Here is a 17,059-nt window from a genome sequence, read left to right on the forward strand (position 1 = left end):
CGGTCCGGCAACAGGCCGGTTGACACCACTCCCGCCATCGCCAACACCTCGCGCCCGCCGCCCCCGCGCGGCGGACCCCGGGAAGATCTGTGATACGATGGCGGTGACGCGCACCTACCTCGACTTCGAGAAGCCGGTGGCCGAGCTGGAGGCCAAGCTCGAGGAACTGCGCGCCGTGAGCGCGCGCGACGGCGCGGTCTCCATCGCCGAGGAGGTCGGCCGGCTCGAGGCCAAGGCCGGCCAGGCGCTGGCGGAGATCTACGCGAACCTCACCCCCTGGCAGAAGACCCAGGTGGCGCGCCACCCGCAGCGGCCGCACTTCGTGGACTATTGCGACGGGCTGATCACCGAGTTCACCCCGCTGGCCGGCGACCGGAACTTCGGCGAGGACGAGGCGATCCTCGGCGGGTTCGGGCGGTTCCGCGGACGGCCGGTCCTGGTGCTCGGCCAGGAGAAGGGCGCCACCACCGAGGCGCGGCTGCGCCACAATTTCGGGATGGCCCGCCCCGAGGGCTACCGCAAGGCGGTCCGGCTCATGGAGACCGCCGACCGGTTCGGCCTGCCGGTCCTCGCCTTCGTCGACACCGCCGGCGCCTATCCAGGCATCGAGGCGGAGGAGCGCGGCCAGGCCGAGGCCATCGCCCGCTCCACCGAGGCCTGCCTCGCGCTGGGCGTGCCCAACGTCGCCGTGGTGATCGGGGAGGGCGGCTCGGGCGGCGCCATCGCGCTCGCCACCGCCAACCGGGTCCTGATGCTGGAGCACGCGATCTACGGGGTGATCTCGCCGGAGGGCGCGGCCTCGATCCTGTGGCGCGACCAGGGCCGCGCCGCCGACGCCGCCACCGCCATGAAGATCACCGCCCAGGACCTGCTGCGCCTCGGCGTCATCGACGGGATCATCCCGGAGGCCACCGGCGGGGCGCATCGCGACCGCGAGGCGGCGATCCGGGCCGCGGGCGACGCCGTCGCCGACGCCCTCGCCCAGTTCGACGGCCTGACGGCCGTCGAGATCCGCGACCGGCGCGCGGAGAAGTTCCTGGCGATCGGCCGGACCCTGTGAGCGAGCCCGGGGCGTCGGGGGGGCTGTTCGGCGCGCTCGGCCGGCTGCTGGGCCGGCGCGACGCGCGGGAGCCGGACCGGCACAACCATATCTCCCTCGGCTGCAACTGCCAGATGGCGCACGTCCTCAAGACGCTCGACCTGCGCCAATGGTCGGGGCCCCTCGACTGGATCTTCTCCATGCCCGGCATGGCCCGGGACTGCCTCGCCGACGATTTCTCCGCGCTCGTCGACCGGAGCCAGCTGGAGAGCATCCCGGAATCCGAGCGGCGCGGCCCCGGCATCTGGCGGGGGCGCCACCGCCTCTACCGGGAGCGGCACGGCCTCGAATGCGTGTTCAACCACCACGACCCGGCGACGAGCGAGGCGGATTACGCTTTCCTCACCGAGGGCGTGCGCCGGCTGCGCCGGGCCCTCGACACGCCGGGCACCGACAACCGCCTCTGGATGATGACCCATCTCCACACGCCCCGGGACGTGGTCGAGGCGATCGACGACCTGCTCGGGCAGCGCGCCAGCCGCAACCACCTGACCTTCCTGCAGCTGGAGACCGGGCATCCGCGCATGGCGGTCGCCGAGGCGGTCGACCTGCGGACATCCCTGCGCTGGCTCACCGTGCACACGCCCTCGGAGCCCGTCGGCCTGCGGCTGGCCGACCCGGCCGACGACGCGGCCTTGGTGGAGATCATCCGGGCCGAGGCGGCGCGGCGGCCGGCGCTGTTCGGCTGAGCGGGCGCCAAGCCCGAACTGCGTGGCGCGCGACAGGGCGACGATCGCGCCGACGCGGACGGGCGCGAGGCAATTCCCTCACGGGTGAGCGCCGAAGGCGACCCCGCGCATCCGCTCCGCCAGGAAATCCACCAGCACGCGCACCCGGGCCGGCATGGCGGGGCCGCCCACGAACACCGCGTGGATCGCCTCGCGGTCCTGCGGGTTGAACGGCTCCAGCAGCGGCACCAGCCGGCCGGCGGCGAGATCCTCGGCGATGTGGAAGTTGCCCACCCGGGTGATGCCGGTGCCCTGCAGGGCGAGCTGGACCAGGGTCTCGCCGTTGTTGGCGGCGACGTTGCCGCCCACCGGCAGGACGCTGTCGTGCCCGTCGATGCGGAACGGCCATCCGGGCTCGGAGCGGCGGAAGCTGAAATCCAGGCAGTTGTGGCCGGCGAGGTCGGCGGGCCGCCGCGGCGTGCCGGCCCGGGCGAGGTAGGCCGGCGAGGCCACCACCGTCCGGCCGGTCTCCCCGAGCCGCCGGGCGGTGAGCGGGCTGTCGGCGAGCGGGCCGAACCGGATCGCCACGTCGGCCCGGCCGCCGAGCACATCGGCGAGTTCGTCGCTGAGGTCGATCTCCACCGTGATGCCGGGATGGCGCTCGACGAAGGCGGCGAGCAGCGGCACGATCACGAGCCGGCCATGGGCGGTGGCGGCGCTGACCCGGACCCGCCCGCGCGGGCAGCCCCGGTCGGCGAGCGCGGCTTCGGTCTCGTCGAGATCCGCCAGGATGCGGCGCGCGGCGCGCCCGTAGGTCTCCCCCTCGGCGGTGAGCCGGAGGGTCCGGGTCGTCCGCACGAGGAGCCGCGCGCCGAGCCGCGCCTCGGTCCGGGCGACGATCCGGCTGACCGCGGAGGGCGTCAGCCCGAGCCGGCGCGCCGCCCCCGACAGGCTGCCGGCCTCCGCCACCGCCACGAACACCGCCATCTCGCCCGCCCGGTCGACCTTGTCGCGCAGCATGGTGCCCGTCCCCTCGAGAGCCGGAGGCGCTTCCGGCTGTTCGCGGCCGCTTGAAGGCGGTGCGCGCGTCCGAGCCGGCGCACCACTCTTCGGAACACAACCTGCCCCCTCTCCCGTTCGGGAGCGGGTTGGGGTGAGGGAGGAGAACTCTCCGGACAGGGCACGCCCCTCACCCGATCCCTCTCCCGCGCGGGAGAGGGGACCTGCACGCCCTCCCGTCCGGTCAGCGGGTCCCGCGGGCCATTCCGGCCGAGACTCTGCCCCCGTCTCCCGTCTTTCGGCAAGCCCGCATTCGTGCCGTCGGCGCACAGATCCTGGTCCCGAGCGGGGACTACTGCCCTGGAGACGAATCCGCCACCTGCCTCCCCGGAACGAACGGAGATGCGGACCCCATGGCGCTCAACCCACCCCTGCTGGCCCTCGCGATCGGCGCCTTCGGCATCGGCGTGACCGAGTTCACCCCGATGGGCATGCTGCCCCTGATCGCCGCCGACCTGAAGGTGTCGATCCCGGCGGCGGGCCTCGTCGTCAGCGCCTACGCGCTGGGCGTGGTGATCGGCGCGCCGCTCGTGACCCTCGCCACCGCACGCCTGCCCCGGCGGCGCCTGCTGGTCGGGCTGATGGCGATCTTCACCCTCGGCAACCTGATGGCGGCCCTCGCCGACAGCTACGCCATGCTGGTCGCCGGCCGGCTCGTCACCGCGCTGAACCACGGGGCCTTCTTCGGCGTCGGCGCGGTGGTGGCCGCCGGCCTCGTGCCGCCGGAGCGCCGCGCCGCCGCGGTGGCGGCCATGTTCTCGGGCCTCGCCATCGCGACGATCGGCAGCGTGCCGCTCGCCGCCTGGACCGGCGCGATGCTCGGCTGGCGCGCGGCCTTCTGGGGGATCGCCGCGATCGGCGCCGTCGCCATGCTGGCGCTGCGGCTCGCCCTGCCGGAACTCAAGGCCGAAGCGGGCGCCGACCTGTGGTCCGAGCTGCGCGTCCTCGGCCGCGGCCCCGTCCTGGCGGCCCTGGCGCTGACCATGGTGGGCTTCAGCGCGATGTTCACGGTGTTCACCTACATCGCGCCGATCCTGCGGACCGAGACCGGCGCGACGGCGCCGTTCGTCACCGCGATGCTGGTCCTGTTCGGGCTCGGCCTGACCGTGGGCAACTGGCTCGGCGGCCGGCTCGCGGACCGCTCGGTGGACGGCACGATCATCGGCGCGCTGGCGGCGCAGCTCGTCGTCCTCGTGCTGTTCGCCTGGGGCATGCACGGGGCCGCCGCCGCGGCGTTGCTGATCGTCCTCTGGGGTGTCGCGAGCTTCGCCAGCGTGGCCCCCCTCCAGATGCGGGTGATGGCGCAGGCGGCGGACGCGCCCAGCCTCGCCTCGGCGATGAATATCGGCGCCTTCAACCTGGGCAACGCGGTCGGGGCGGCCGTCGGCGGCGCCACGATCGATACCGGGCTCGGCTACCCGGCGGTGTCCCTGGCCGGCGCCGCCCTGGCGCTGGCCGGCCTCGTCCTCGTGCTCTGGCTGGGTCGCCCCGCCGCGGTCCCGGCCGCCTGTGGATAGGGCCTGCGCCGCAGGCTCTCCACACCGGATAACAATCCAGTGTTGCACCCGCGTCCTTGCGGTAAGGAAGGCGCAAGCTTAACGAGCCTATTGGGTTGGGGAGTGGCACCCGACGCGGCCAGCAAGGCCCGCGGGCGCGCGTAAGACGATCGAGGTTCCCCATGACGGCGCGTCTCGCGACCGCGCGACTGCTGGCGGCAGCGTCCCTGCTGGCCCTGTCGCTCGCCGCCTGCCAGGACGGCTCCGGGATCAACGGCCCGAGCGCGCGCAGCCTCGCGCCGGTCGCCCCCCAGACGGTCGCCCTGATGCAATCCAAGGGGATGCAGCAATCCGACCCGATCCTGATCCGCACCTTCAAGAAGGAAGCGGAGATGGAGATCTGGAAGCGGGGCGGCGACGGCCGTTACGCCCTGCTGAAGACCTACCCGATCTGCCGCTGGTCCGGCCAGCTCGGCCCCAAGACCCGCGAGGGCGACCGGCAGGCGCCGGAGGGCTTCTATACGATCACCCCGGGCCTGATGAACCCGAATTCCTCGTACTATCTCTCGTTCGATACCGGCTTCCCCAATGCCGTCGACCGGGCCAACGGGCGCACCGGCAAGTACCTGATGGTGCACGGCACCTGCTCGTCGGCGGGCTGCTTCGCCATGACCGACGCCACCATCGCGGAGATCTACGCCGTCGCCCGCGAGGCGTTCATCGGCGGCCAGCGCAGCTTCCAGTTCCAGTCCTACCCGTTCCGGATGACGGCCGAGAACATGGCCAAGTTCCGCAACGACCCGAACATCGCCTTCTGGCAGAACCTCAAGGAAGGGTCCGACTATTTCGAGGCCCTGCACGAGGAGCCGAAGGTCGGCCAGTGCGGGACCAAATACGTGTTCGGCGGGGCCGACGCGGCGGCCGGCTCGTGCAAGCCCCATGTCGACCCGCTGGTGGCGGAGAAGAGCGCGCACGACGCCCGCGCGGTCGCCGACCTCGTCGCCAAGGGCACGCCGGCGGTGCGGGTCGTCTACCAGGACGGCGGCCAGAACCCGGTCTTCCGCCCGCAGAATACGAGCGCCTTCGCGAGCCTCGGCGGGACCGAGACGGTCCTGCCCTACGACGCCAAGGAATACGGACGGCACAATCTCGGCGACGTGAGCCGGCCCGAGACCCTGGCGGCGGGCCCGCAGGAGATCGAGGTCACGCCGAAGGGCCAGCCGGTGATGCTGGCCGGCGCCGAGCCGGCGGCCCCCGCCCGGGCCGCGAAGGCCGACGGCAAGGGGCGCGGGCGGGAGCCCGCGAAGCCGGCGGTCACGACGCTCATGGCGAACCGCGCCGATCCCAACGCGCAGGTCGAGACCACGGCGGCCCTGCCCGAGAAGCCCGCGCGGATCGCGGTCGCCGACGCGGACGGCGACCCGAGCAGCTACCAGAAGCTGTTCGGCCAGCTCTTCGCCAAGGACAAGCCGGCCCCGGCGGCACCCCCGACCCCGGCGGTCGACGCCGCGGTGGTGCCGGAGCCGGTGAAGCTCGCCCACGCCGCCGAGAAGGTCGCGCCGAAGGCCGCCAAGGCCCATGCGGTGAAGACCGCCAAGGTCGAGGGCAAGATCGACGGCAAGGCCGAGGCGAAGCCCGCCCTCCGGAAGGGCGAGCCCGAGGGCCGGAAGCCCTGACGGCTCAGACCAGCGGCCGGTCGCGGTTCATCAGCCACAGGGCGTGGACCGTGCCGGGCAGCCAGCCGAGGATCCACAGCAGGATGTTCAGCAGGAACTGCAGGCCGAAGCCCGTGGTGACGAGAACCGCGATCGGCGGAAAGAAGATCGCGAGCAGGATGCGGACGAGGCTGGACACGGACACTCCCGGACGAGGTTCCTGAGGGGATCCTCGCTCAAACGACGGGCGCGCCTCTCCGTTCCCGGGACTGTTCGCGCCGCTCCGGTGCCCCGTATCGGAGCCCGGAGCGGCGGCCTGAGGCGTGGCGCCTCAGTTCTTCGCCGGCGGCGGCGTCGTCGCGGACGGCACGTTGGCCGCCTGCTTCTCCGGATGCTTCACCTGGCTGTAGGCGACGTTGGCGAAGGTGCCGATCACCGCGGGCCAGCTCGGGTTGCCGTATTGCGGGTCGTCGCGGCCGACCTTGCAGAACGCCGTGGTCAGGCCGTTGACGATGTCGTCGTCCGTGACCCCCGTGGGCTCCGCCTTCACCTGCTGCACCAGCCGGACGAGCGTCGGGACGAAGTCCTGCTGCTTCAACCCCTTCAGGCTCTCCTGGATGCCGATCTTGTCGAAGGCGGCCTTGAGCTTGTCCTGCTCGATCTCCGCGCAGGGGGCGGTGCCGGCCAGCATGGTCTTGGTGGCGGCGCGCGCCTCGGAGGCCTTGTCGCCGGTTACCACCGGCGCCTTGTTGCCCCAGGAGTTGCGGATGTAGTCGGTGACGTTCCTCACCTCGACATCGGTCATCTGCTGGCCGATCGCCACCATCGGGGCGAGGCCGCTCTGGGCCGCGAGCCCGCCATAGATCACCCGCAGCACCGTCTCGGGCCCCTCCGACATCACCGAGGTGTTGCCGGCGAGCGCCGGGACCGCGCCCTCGATGCCCTTGCCGTTGGGCTGGTGGCAGGAGGAGCAGTAGGTCAGGTAGGTCGAGGCGCCCGGCGCGTCGGCGGTGTCGAAGGCGGCGAGATCCTTCGGCTTGTAGGTCTGCTTGGCCGGGACCGTGCGCAGGTAGGCGACCATGGCCTTCAGGTCCTCCTCCTTCACCTTGGAGAGGGATTCCATGATGGTCTGGCGCATCGGGCCCGCCGCGACGCCGGGGCGGTCGCCGGGCGCGGTGCCGGTCTTGAGGTAGGTGACCACCTGCTCGTCGGTCCAGGCGCCGATGCCCTGGTGGCCGTCCGGGGTGATGTTGGGGGCGTACCAGCCGTCGATCACGCCGCCGCCGAAGCGCCCGGCGAAGCTCGAATTGCCGACGAGCTTGTTCTCGTTGTGGCACATGGCGCAGTGGCCCAGGCCCTCCACCAGGTAGGCGCCGCGGTTCACCTCGGCGCTGGCGTTCGGGTCGGGCTTGAAGCGCTCATCGGTGAAGAAGGCCGTCCGCCACGTCACCAGCGCCGTGCGGACGCTGAACGGGAACGGGATCTGGCTCTCCTGCCGCTTCTCGTTCACGGCCGGGACCGACTGGAGATAGGCCCAGATCGCCTTGGTGTCGTCGTCGGTGACCTTGGTGAACCAGCCGAACGGGAAGGCCGGGTAGAGGTAGCCGACATTCTTGCTGTAGCCGTGCCGGAACGCCTGGTCGAAGTCGGCGTAGCTCCAGTTGCCGAGCCCGGTCTCCTTGTCGGGGGTGAGGTTGGGGGTCATGATCACGCCGAAGGGCATGTTCAGGGCATAGTTGCCGGCGAGGTACTTGCCGCCCGGCGCCGTGTGGCAGGCCGCGCAATCGCCCATGGTCACGAGGTACTTGCCCCGCTCGATCTGGTCGGCCGACCCGTCCTGCGCCAGCGCCGGCGCGGCCAGGAACAGGCTCGCCAGGATCGGGGCCGACACGCGGCCGGAGGAGAGGGCTCTCGTGCGCTGCATGCCGCGTCTCCCATCCCGAACTTAGAGTAATTCAGATTCGTGTGCCGCGCGTGAACGCGGCCGTTCCCGGCGTTGTTCCGGCCGGCGCCGGGCTGCGGCGTTGTGCCGTGGCCGTCCGGAACCGCAGGCCGAGATCGGCGAGATGGGCGACGAGCCCGGCGAGCATCCAGGCGGCGACCGCGATCCAGCCGTCGCCCACCAGCGCCGCCCGCAGGGCCAGCATCAGGGCGGCCCCGGAGGCGAGGTTCGCCAGAAGGGACGGCAGCGGCGGGCCGCCCCGGCGGCGGACGAGCCACGCGAGGACGAGCGCCTCCCCGGCGACCAGCAGGAGGATGCCGTCGACGATCCGGCCCGAGGCGAACAGGGGGGCCAGAAGACCCTCCATCACGCCGGCTGCCCGAAGGGCGCGTTGAGGCGCACGATCCGCAGGTTCAGGCAGGCGGCGACGCTGACCCAGGCGAGGTAGGGCAGGTTCATCAGCCCGGCGCCGAGGCTGACCCGGCCGGTGACCAGCATCAGCACGGCGATGGACAGCCACAGGGCCGCCACCTCGGCCAGCGCCCAGTCGGGCCGCCGGAACCGGAAGAACAGCACGCTCCAGGCGATGTTGAGAACCCCGTTCACCGCGTAGGCGGCCAGGAGGACACCCCGCGCGGCGGGATCGGCGTCGCCGTTCCAGGCGAGCACACCGGCGGTGGTGGTGAGCGCGAAGATCACCGTCCAGACCGGGCCGAAGGCCCAGTCCGGCGGCTTCCAGGCCGGGACCCGCAGGCGCCGGTACCAGCCGTCCGTGGTGGTCGCGAGGCCGCCGGCCACGGCCACCAGCACGGCGGCGGCGGCGGCCACCGCGGGCGGCCCCAGGTCGACGGCGAGGCTCACGGGGAGACCCAGCGGAACAGGTGGGCGAGATCCTTGAAGAAGATCCGCGCGTGGGCGGCGGGCTTCGCCCGGACCAGCTCCTTGTTCATGTAGCTGTCCCAGGTGAGCTGCTGGACGTCCTTGTCCCGGCAGATCGAGACGAAGCGCTCGCGCAGCCCGTCGCTGCGGTACCAGACCCACTGCATCATCCCGAGGATCCAGAACACGCGCCCGTGCAGCTTCATGAAGGCCTTGCGCGCCCCGGCCAGGGCGCGCGCGTCCCCGGTCCGCAGGAAGGCGGCGGCGGCCTCGGCCGAGAGCCGGCCGCCGAGCATCGCGTAGTAGATGCCCTCGCCGGAGGCCGGCGCCACGACGCCCGCGGCGTCGCCCGCGAGCAGCACGTCCCGGCCGTTGTCCCAGCGCTTCAGGGGCTTCAGCGGCAGCGGCGCGCCCTCGCGGCGGACGGTCTCGGCGTGGTCGAGGCCGGTCGCCGCGCGCAGGGCCCGGATCGAGGAGCGGAGCGAGAAGCCCTTCCTGGCGCTGCCGGTGCCGATGCTGAGCGTATCCCCGTGGGGGAAGATCCAGCTGTAGAAATCCGGCGAGTGGCGGCCCTGGTAGTAGACGTCGCAGCGGGTCGCCTCGACGGCCTCGGCCCCGGGGGTGCCGGCCTCCGGCACCCGCAGGATCTCGTGATAGGCGAAGACCTGCCGCATCTTGGCGTGGCCCGGCACCTCCGCCCGGCCGACCGGCGAGCAGGCGCCGTCGGCGCCGATGACGAGGCGGGCCCGGACGGCGTGGCGGGCGAGATCCGCGCCGGTCCCGGTGGTGAAGTGGACGAGCGGCACCCCGTCGTCGGGCCGGGTGATCCGGTCGTAGGCGGCGTCGCGCAGGTCGGCGCCGGCCTCTTCCGCGCGGGCGCGCAGCCACGGGTCGAAATGCTCGCGGTCGACCATGCCGACGAAGCCCTCGCCCACCGGCATGTCGACGGCCTTGCCGCTCGGCGCCACCATCCGGGCGGACCGGATCTTGGCGACGAGGAGCGCATCGGGGATCGCGAAATCGCGGATCAGCCGCGGCGGGATCGCGCCGCCGCAGGGCTTGATCCGGCCGGGCTTGTCGAGGAGCAGAACCGCGTGGCCGGCCCGGGCCAGGTCGGTGGCCGCCGTGGCCCCGGCCGGCCCGCCGCCGACCACGACGACGTCGTAGGATTCGCGACCGGAGCCGCCTTCGTCCAACCGAGCCATGGCCTCACCTCGCGCTGAAGGCAGGATCGAGCGGCACCGAATCGGGTGCCGGAGCGGGGTCGAGCCGGGCCGCCAGGACGACCGCGACGAGGAAGAGCACGCCTTCCGCGGCGAAGACCGCCGCGTAGGCCTGGACCGGTTCGGCGGTGACGAGCCGGACGGCATCCACCGCCGCCGCCCCCAGGAATCCGCCGGCCCCGAAGGCGACGCCCTGCGCGGCGCCCCAGACGCCCATGCGGGTGCCGCGCTCCCGTGCGTCGCCGCGGCCGGCCAGCGCCATCATCGAGCCGATGGCGGCCACCGCGTAGGCACCGTTGGCGACGCCCAGGGCGAACACCGTCGCGCGCAGGGGGAAGTCCGAGCCCGCCGCCACGCCGCTCGCCAGGGTGAAGAGGGCGGCCGCCGAGCCGGCGCAGCCGATCCCGATCCAGAGCCGCAGGGAGGCGAGGGCGGTGCCGCGGGCGGCGAGGGTCACCCCCGCCACCAGCAGCATGCCGGCGAGCACCCCGCCGTGCTGCAACCCGGCGAGCTTGGTGGTGGCGCCGGGGCTCATCGCGAAGACCAGGCCGGCATAGGGCTCCAGGATCAGTTCCTGGGCGCTGTAGGCCAGCATCGAGACGAAGACGAAGATCGTGAAGGTCCGGGCCACGGGATCGGCCAGCACCTGGGCCAGCACGGTGAAGAACGGCCGGCGCGCCTCCGCGGGCTCCGGGGCGCGGACCGGCAGCCGGCGCTCGATGCCGGCGACCGCCAGCGCCGCCACGCAGAAGGCGACGAGCGAGACCGTGCCCGACACCGCCACGAGCCGCAGACCGGAGAACGGATCCAGGAAATGCCCGGCGAGCGGCGCCGTGACGGCGAAGCCGACGATCATCATCACCCAGACGATGGTGGCGGCCGCGCCCCGCCGGGCCGGGGCGACGCCCCCCGACAGCAGGACGAGGAGCGAGGTCCCGGCCGCGCCGACGCCCATCCCGACGCACAGGAAGGAGAGGGCCGCGAGGGCGAGGCCCAGGGCGAGGTTCTCGGCGGCGAGCGCGGTGCCGCAGGCGGCGCCGAACCCGCCGAGGCAGAGGGCCACCATGCCGCCGACGATCCAGGGGGTGCGCCGGCCGCTGCGGTCGGACCCGTAGCCCCAGCGCGGGCGCAGGACCTGCACGGCGTAGTGCAGGGCGACCAGCAGGCCCGGCACGATGGCGGGGAGCGCCAGTTCCACCACCATCACCCGGTTGAGGGTGGCGGTCATCAGCACGACGACGCTGCCCAGCGCCGTCTGGACGAGGCCGAGGCGGACGATCTGGGGCCAACCGAGATACCCGTCGGGCGCGACCGCTCGCCCGCCCGCCTTCGCGGGGGACGGGAGGGCGCCCGGCCGTTCCGTGCGCGAGCCGCCCGCCATCACGCCCCTCCCACCAGCGGGCGCAGCGCGAAGGCCGAGACCAGCATGCCCAGGACGTAGAGGGTGGTGCCGGTGCCGTTGTACCAGATCGCCCGCTCCCGGGGGTTCTCGAGGAACCGGACCATCAGGGCGGCCTGGCCGGCGAGCAGCGCCGCGACGAGGCCGGCATGCCAGTACCGCTCCCAGCCGACGAGGAGCGCGATCACCGCCACCTGCGGCAGGGCCATCACGAGGCAGGCGAAGCGCGCGGCGCGCTGCGAGCCCATCTGCACGGGCAGGGACAGCAGACCCATGCGCCGGTCACCCTCCACCGACTTGAAATCGTTGAGCGTCATGATGCCGTGGGCGCCGGCTGCGTAGAGCAGCGCCACCAGGAGCACCCGCCGGTCCGGCAGGGCCGCGGCCATGACGGCGGCGCCGGTGAACCAGGGCAGCCCCTCGTAGCAGAGCGCCACCGCGGCGTTGCCCCACCAGCCGTTCCGCTTCAGCCGGACCGGCGGCGCCGAGTAGATCCAGGCCAGCACCAGCCCGAACAGGGCGGCCCCGAGGATCCAGGGCCCCAGGGCGGCGGCCACCACCAGCGACAGCAGCGTCCAGCCCAGAGCGAGGTAGAGCCCCCAGCGGCCCGGGATCCGCCCGGAGGGAATCGGCCGGTTCGGCTCGTTGATCGCGTCGACGTGGCGGTCGAACCAGTCGTTGGCGGCCTGGCTGGTGGCGCAGACCAGCGGCCCGGCGAGCAGCACCCCGGCGGCGATCACCGGCCATTGGCCGCTGGCCGGCTGCCCGGAGGAGATCACCCCGCAGGCGAACGCCCACATCGGCGCGAACCACGTCAGCGGCTTGAGCAGCTCGATGACTGCGCTCGGGGCGGGCGTAGCGGCCATGGCGGGAGGCTACCGGGCCCCGCCGAAGTGTCAAGGCAGATTTACACCACGCGGCGGAATGTGCGCGGCGTTTGTCCAGCGAATACAACCCCCACGTCAGGAATACATTATCCGGCACACCGGAAAGTCGCGGGGCGCAGCGCCTCGGCGGCGGCCAGTCTTACCGGTGCGGCGGCGGTCCTGCGCGCGCGATCCGGCGGACGTGCGCGCGGAACGCGGCCATCCTCGCGCGTCGGGCGCGGTCAGGCGCGCGGCAGTCCGCCGAGGGCCGAAAGGGAGTCCGGCGCCCGCCTCAGGCGTCGTCGGCCGGGCCGTCCAGATCGCCGACGCCGTAGCGGCGCATCTTGGCGTAGAGGCCCTGCCGGCTGAGGCCCAGCATCTCGGCCGCCGAGGCCCGGTTGTCCCGGGTGATCCGCAGCGCCGCCTCGATGCAGAGCTTCTCGATGAGGTCCGTGGTCTCGCGCACCAGGGTCTTCATCGAGACCCGGCCCACCAGCTCGGTCATCTGCTCCACCGAGCGGGGCAGCCCCCGCCCGATCGCCGAGGCGGAGCGCCCCTCGGCGATCCGCCGCGGGCCGGACCGGATGGCGAAGCCGAGGCAGGGGCGGGGGCCGGCCACCGACACGGCGGCGACCTCCACATCCTCCAGGCCGCCATAGGCGCCCCGGACGACGGTGGCGAAGCGGCGCACGGCGCCGTGGTCGACCAGGGTCGCGAACAGGGCCTGCGCCTCCATCTCGTCGCGGCCGAGCCAGTGGTCGAGGGTCCGCCCGCGGGCCTGCCCCTCGGTGGCGAGCTGGGCCAGCTCCAGGAAGGCGGCGTTCGCCATGAGGACGCGCCGCGACGGGTCGGTGACGACGAATCCTTCCGGCATCGCCGCCAGCACGGCGGCGGTGGGCGCCTCCTGATCGGGCCCGGCCGCCGCCGCCGCCGGGTCGGCGGCCAGCTGCAGCAGGGCGCTGGCGCCGCCCTCGCCCCGGAACAGCGAGGCCGACACCGTGACCTCGCCCCGCTCGTGCGGCAGGGACGCCCGGATCGCCCCGGCCTGCCCGGTCGCCCGCAGGGCGGCGAACTGCGCCTCCAGGGCCCGGGCGCTGGAGGCGTCGAACAGGTCGACGGCGTCCTGGCCGGTGATGCGCCGTGCGGGCCGCCCGAGCAGGCGCGCCGCGGCGGGATTGACCTCGGCCACCCGGCGCGTCCCGGCATCGACCACCAGCACCGGCTCGCCGGAGATCTGAAACAGCAGCCGGTAGCGGGTCTCGGCGGCGCGCAGGCGGTCGTAGTCCCGCTCGAGGGCCTGCTGCGTCTCCATCAGCCGGCGCTGAAGGGCCGCCACCGCCCGCATGTCGCGCCCGAGCACGAGGATCGGACCGTCCCCCGCCGGCCGGATCGAGGCGTAGCGGATCGGCAGGTCGATCCCGTCGGGGCAGGGATGGTTCACCTGGCGCCATCGGGTGATGCCCTCGGCCCGGGCATCCCGCAGAAGGGCGTTGACCTTCGGGCGGCTCTCCACCGTGACCGTGTCGATCCAGCGCCGGCCCAGCCAGCCCGCCACCGTCTCGGCCTTGAGATCGGCGCCGACCGTCGCGTCCCGAATCACCCCGTCGGCATCGATCACCAGCGACAGGTCCGTCGATGCCGCGACGATGCGGCCGACCGCCTCGCCTTCGAGGAGGCCGGCCACCTGCTGCAGGGCCGCGGGCGGCGACTGCGAGGTGTGGCGAGGCTGGGGCGTCACGGTCACCGCAATGTGATTGCAATGTGATATTCGGATACCAACCCTTTCAGCAGGCCAATGCCTGTCTGTCCAGCAAAGCTTCCGCCGCGGCGGGCGCCAGGCAGGCGTCCGACACGCAGGCATCCGCCCCGACGATCCCCGCCTCGCCGCCGTAGCGCGCGAAATAGGGGCCGCCGACCAGAACGCGGATCTCCCGGTTGCGGGAGTCGCGGCGCACCTCCGCCACGGCCTTCGTCAGGGCCGGCAGCAGCACGTCGCAGGAGAGCGACAGGCCGACCACGTCGAACCAGTCGGTGCGGAGCAGCGTCAGGGGATCGACCTCGGGACCGGGCACCGCCGTGGTCACGTCCCAGCCGGCCTCCCGGAAGAAGCTCGCGACGATCGACAGGCCGAAGACATGCGTCTCGCCGGGACAGGGCAGCAGCAGCACGCTGCGCCCGTTGGCCGGGATCGATTCGTCCTCCAGCTCGGCGCAGAGGCGTCGGCTCACCGCATGGAGCCGCCCGAGCGCCTCCGTCACCGCCAGGAAGTCGCAGGCATCCTCCTCCCACAGCGCGCCGAGGTGGCGGGCCGCCGGGGCGAGCAGATCGAGGAGCAGGCGGGCCAGGGGCAGGCCGCCGTCGCGCAGGACCTCCACCCGGGCGTCGAGATCGACCGGACCGGCCTCCAGGAGCAGGGCGCTGAACTCGGCGATCTCCCGGGGACTCGGCGCGCGATTCGCCGGGCGGCCGCGGCCGGCGGGCCGGTGCGCGAGCATCAGCCGGGGCAGGATCTCCGCCTCGACCACGCGGGCGAGCATGTCCGGAACGGGCCGGCGCAGATCGGACCAACCGACGGGGCTATCGCGGAACACGGAACGACCATCGCTCACAGGGTTACAGCCGGCCGCGGGCTGGCCGTGATCCAGGCGATCGCCGAAATGCCTCCAGTCTCCCATCGGCATCCCTCCCTGAGTCGGCCCTGGCCCGGGAGGACCAGCGGCACCGCTCGTGTCCTGGGTGCGGCGTTGCTCGCCTGTCTATTCTTCGCGTTCGTCAGTCCCGGATCTGACAAGTGAAACTGCGGCAGTCTCCAGCCGTCGAGCCCGACGATACGCTTCCTGGCGATCTTGGCAATGATCTTATTCGAAGAAAAAATATCTCTCACCTGTCATGTTCCGAAACCGTCAAGCGCACTTGACACTTCTGGGACCCTCGCCCTAGCCTCTGTCAACGACGGAGCCTTTGGCGCCGCCGAGCACCAGGGAGCGGATGCATGGGTCCCGAGGACCGGCCGGCACGACCGCTCTACACGCCTGTCGAACGGCGAAAGCGCGACTCTTCGCCCTGGACCCTGGTTCAGGGAGTGCTGGCGCCTCTGCAATTCGCGATCTTCCTGATCAGTCTCGTCCTGGTGCTGCGCACCCTCGCCACCGGTGCAGGTCAGTTCGCCGCTGAGATCTCGGTCGTCGTGAAGACCCTGGCGCTCTATGCGATCATGGTCACCGGCTCGATCTGGGAAAAGGCGGTGTTCGGGCGGTGGCTCTTCGCACCGGCGTTCTTCTGGGAGGACGTGGTCAGCATGCTCGTGCTGGCCCTTCACACAGCCTATCTCGCGGCTCTCATCACGGGCGCACTCAGCGGGCAGGCGCTGCTGCTGCTCGCGCTGGCGGCCTACGCGACCTACGTGGTCAATGCCGGCCAGTTCCTCATGAAGCTCCGCGCCGCCCGTCTCGAGGGCACCGGCAGCCGCGCACCGCGCCTCGCGGAGGCGCTGTCATGAACGCTCCCCTGATCCACCAGCCTCCCTGCGGCGGCATCGACCTGCACCAAGAGCAGGGGCAGAGGGCGGTGTTCTGCGGCCTCACCGGCATCGTCTGGCTCCACCGGAAGATCCAGGACGCCTTCTTCCTCGTGGTCGGCTCACGGACCTGCGCGCATCTGATTCAGTCCGCCGCCGGGGTGATGATCTTCGCCGAGCCGCGCTTCGCGACCGCGATCATCGACGAGCGCGACCTCGCCGGGATCGCCGACGCGAACGAGGAACTCGACCGGGTCGTGACCCGGCTGATCGAGCGGCGGCCGGATATCAAGCTCCTGTTCCTGGTGGGCTCCTGCCCGTCGGAGGTGATCAAGCTCGACCTGTCCCGGGCGGCGCAACGGCTGTCGGGGCGCCTCGCCCCCGTGCGGGTCCTGAACTACTCCGGCTCCGGCATCGAGACGACGTTCACGCAGGGCGAGGATGCCTGCCTCGCCGCCCTGGTGCCGGACCTGCCCCGCGAGGTCGAGACGGCCGCGCCGTCGCTCCTGGTCGTCGGGGCGCTGGCCGACGTGGTGGAGGACCAGTTTCTTCGGATTTTTGCCGCGATGGGGATCGGCGACGTCCGGTTCCTGCCCGCCCGCCGGGCCGACACGATGCCCGCGATTGGGCGCAACACGCGCTACCTCCTGGCCCAACCGTTCCTGGCCGACACGGCCCGCGCCCTCGAAGAGCGCGGCGCCCGCCGGCTCCCGGCGCCGTTCCCGCTCGGTGCCGAGGGCACGACCGGATGGCTGCGGGCGGCGGCCGAGGCGTTCGGCGTCGCCGAGGCCGTCTTCGACCGGGCGACGGCCCCGGGCCGCACCCGAGCCGAGACCGCCCTCGCGCCCCATCGCGAAAAGCTCGCAGGCAAGCGCGTGTTCTTCTTCCCTGATTCACAGCTTGAAGTGCCGCTCGCCCGCTTCCTCGCCCGGGAACTCGGCGCGGATCTCGTGGAGGTCGGGACGCCCTACCTGCACCGGGCGCATCTCGCCGCCGAGATCGAGCTGCTGCCCCAGGGTACGCGGGTGACCGAGGGCCAGAGCCTCGACGACCAGATGGACCGCTGCCGGACGGCGCGCCCGGACCTCACGGTCTGCGGCCTCGGCCTCGCCAACCCGCTGGAGGCGGAGGGTCTGTCGACCAAGTGGTCGATCGAGCTGCTGTTCACGCCGGTACAGGGCTACGAGCAGGCCGGCGACCTCGCCGAGCTGTTCGTGCGCCCGCTCCGGCGCCGCGCCCTGCTGGAGGTGTAGCGC

General features: G+C 72.7%; 16 protein-coding genes. 6 read left to right on the forward strand and 10 right to left on the reverse strand.

Annotated features, from left to right (window positions below; all coding sequences use genetic code 11):
* Positions 1–97 precede the first annotated feature (97 nt).
* Together ABC766_RS31070 and ABC766_RS31075 are read left to right on the forward strand one after the other, a co-directional pair.
* Positions 98–1,060: an acetyl-CoA carboxylase carboxyltransferase subunit alpha gene (locus ABC766_RS31070; RefSeq protein ID WP_043757075.1), complete on the forward strand. Its 963-nt coding sequence runs from the start codon at positions 98–100 to the stop codon at positions 1,058–1,060.
* Positions 1,057–1,788 carry a DUF1796 family putative cysteine peptidase gene (locus ABC766_RS31075; RefSeq protein ID WP_043353944.1) on the forward strand — a complete coding sequence of 244 codons (732 nt, stop codon included), beginning with the start codon at positions 1,057–1,059 and terminating at the stop codon, positions 1,786–1,788. Before ABC766_RS31070 ends, ABC766_RS31075 begins: the two co-directional genes overlap by 4 nt.
* Positions 1,789–1,866: 78 nt before the next feature.
* On the opposite strand, the gene ABC766_RS31080 is transcribed toward ABC766_RS31075, so the two are convergent.
* A complete protein-coding gene (locus ABC766_RS31080) occupies positions 1,867–2,787 on the reverse strand; it encodes a LysR family transcriptional regulator (RefSeq protein ID WP_345820322.1) in 921 nt (306 codons plus the stop codon).
* 392 nt (positions 2,788–3,179) lie between these two features.
* On the opposite strand from ABC766_RS31080, the gene ABC766_RS31085 reads away from it, so the two are divergent.
* Positions 3,180–4,343 (forward strand): MFS transporter, encoded by a 1,164-nt coding sequence (locus tag ABC766_RS31085; RefSeq protein ID WP_345820323.1) that lies wholly within the window; start codon positions 3,180–3,182, stop codon positions 4,341–4,343.
* Positions 4,344–4,504: 161 nt separating this feature from the next.
* Positions 4,505–5,998, forward strand: a complete 1,494-nt coding sequence (locus tag ABC766_RS31090; RefSeq protein ID WP_075380131.1) for a L,D-transpeptidase family protein — start codon at positions 4,505–4,507, stop codon at positions 5,996–5,998.
* 4 nt (positions 5,999–6,002) lie between these two features.
* Here the strand turns inward: ABC766_RS31090 and ABC766_RS31095 are convergent, their stop codons facing one another.
* The 9 genes from ABC766_RS31095 to ABC766_RS31135 form a co-directional block, all read right to left on the reverse strand.
* Positions 6,003–6,176 carry a YqaE/Pmp3 family membrane protein gene (locus tag ABC766_RS31095; RefSeq protein ID WP_012318839.1) on the reverse strand — a complete coding sequence of 58 codons (174 nt, stop codon included), beginning with the start codon at positions 6,174–6,176 and terminating at the stop codon, positions 6,003–6,005.
* Between the two features lie 132 nt (positions 6,177–6,308).
* Positions 6,309–7,901 (reverse strand): c-type cytochrome, encoded by a 1,593-nt coding sequence (locus ABC766_RS31100; RefSeq protein WP_345820325.1) that lies wholly within the window; start codon positions 7,899–7,901, stop codon positions 6,309–6,311.
* A 31-nt stretch (positions 7,902–7,932) separates the two neighbouring features.
* Positions 7,933–8,286, reverse strand: coding sequence for a hypothetical protein (locus ABC766_RS31105; protein ID WP_345820326.1), 354 nt, complete (start codon positions 8,284–8,286; stop codon positions 7,933–7,935).
* The gene (locus ABC766_RS31110; RefSeq protein WP_043383069.1) at positions 8,286–8,780 is read right to left on the reverse strand and encodes a TspO/MBR family protein; all 495 of its coding nucleotides are present in this window, start codon (positions 8,778–8,780) and stop codon (positions 8,286–8,288) included. Before ABC766_RS31110 ends, ABC766_RS31105 begins: the two co-directional genes overlap by 1 nt.
* The gene (locus ABC766_RS31115; RefSeq protein WP_043353930.1) at positions 8,777–10,003 is read right to left on the reverse strand and encodes a geranylgeranyl diphosphate reductase; all 1,227 of its coding nucleotides are present in this window, start codon (positions 10,001–10,003) and stop codon (positions 8,777–8,779) included. Before ABC766_RS31115 ends, ABC766_RS31110 begins: the two co-directional genes overlap by 4 nt.
* Positions 10,004–10,007: 4 nt before the next feature.
* Complete coding sequence (locus tag ABC766_RS31120) at positions 10,008–11,402, reverse strand: BCD family MFS transporter (protein WP_345820328.1); 1,395 nt, start codon at positions 11,400–11,402, stop codon at positions 10,008–10,010.
* Positions 11,402–12,286: a chlorophyll synthase ChlG gene (chlG, locus tag ABC766_RS31125; RefSeq protein WP_043353924.1), complete on the reverse strand. Its 885-nt coding sequence runs from the start codon at positions 12,284–12,286 to the stop codon at positions 11,402–11,404. Before chlG ends, ABC766_RS31120 begins: the two co-directional genes overlap by 1 nt.
* A gap of 292 nt (positions 12,287–12,578) precedes the next feature.
* Positions 12,579–14,030 (reverse strand): transcriptional regulator PpsR, encoded by a 1,452-nt coding sequence (ppsR, locus tag ABC766_RS31130; protein WP_342143461.1) that lies wholly within the window; start codon positions 14,028–14,030, stop codon positions 12,579–12,581.
* Between the two features lie 40 nt (positions 14,031–14,070).
* Positions 14,071–14,961, reverse strand: coding sequence for a cobalamin B12-binding domain-containing protein (locus tag ABC766_RS31135; RefSeq protein WP_182592234.1), 891 nt, complete (start codon positions 14,959–14,961; stop codon positions 14,071–14,073).
* 317 nt (positions 14,962–15,278) lie between these two features.
* Between ABC766_RS31135 and bchF the strand changes: the two genes are divergently transcribed.
* On the forward strand, positions 15,279–15,785 hold the full coding sequence (bchF, locus tag ABC766_RS31140) for a 2-vinyl bacteriochlorophyllide hydratase (protein ID WP_342143459.1): 507 nt from the start codon (positions 15,279–15,281) through the stop codon (positions 15,783–15,785).
* A complete protein-coding gene (locus tag ABC766_RS31145) occupies positions 15,782–17,056 on the forward strand; it encodes a ferredoxin:protochlorophyllide reductase (ATP-dependent) subunit N (protein WP_342143457.1) in 1,275 nt (424 codons plus the stop codon). The genes bchF and ABC766_RS31145 overlap by 4 nt, the downstream gene beginning before the upstream one ends.
* The last annotated feature ends 3 nt before the right edge of the window (positions 17,057–17,059 follow it).

The organism is Methylobacterium fujisawaense, assembly GCF_039619325.1.
Lineage (GTDB): Bacteria > Pseudomonadota > Alphaproteobacteria > Rhizobiales > Beijerinckiaceae > Methylobacterium > Methylobacterium fujisawaense.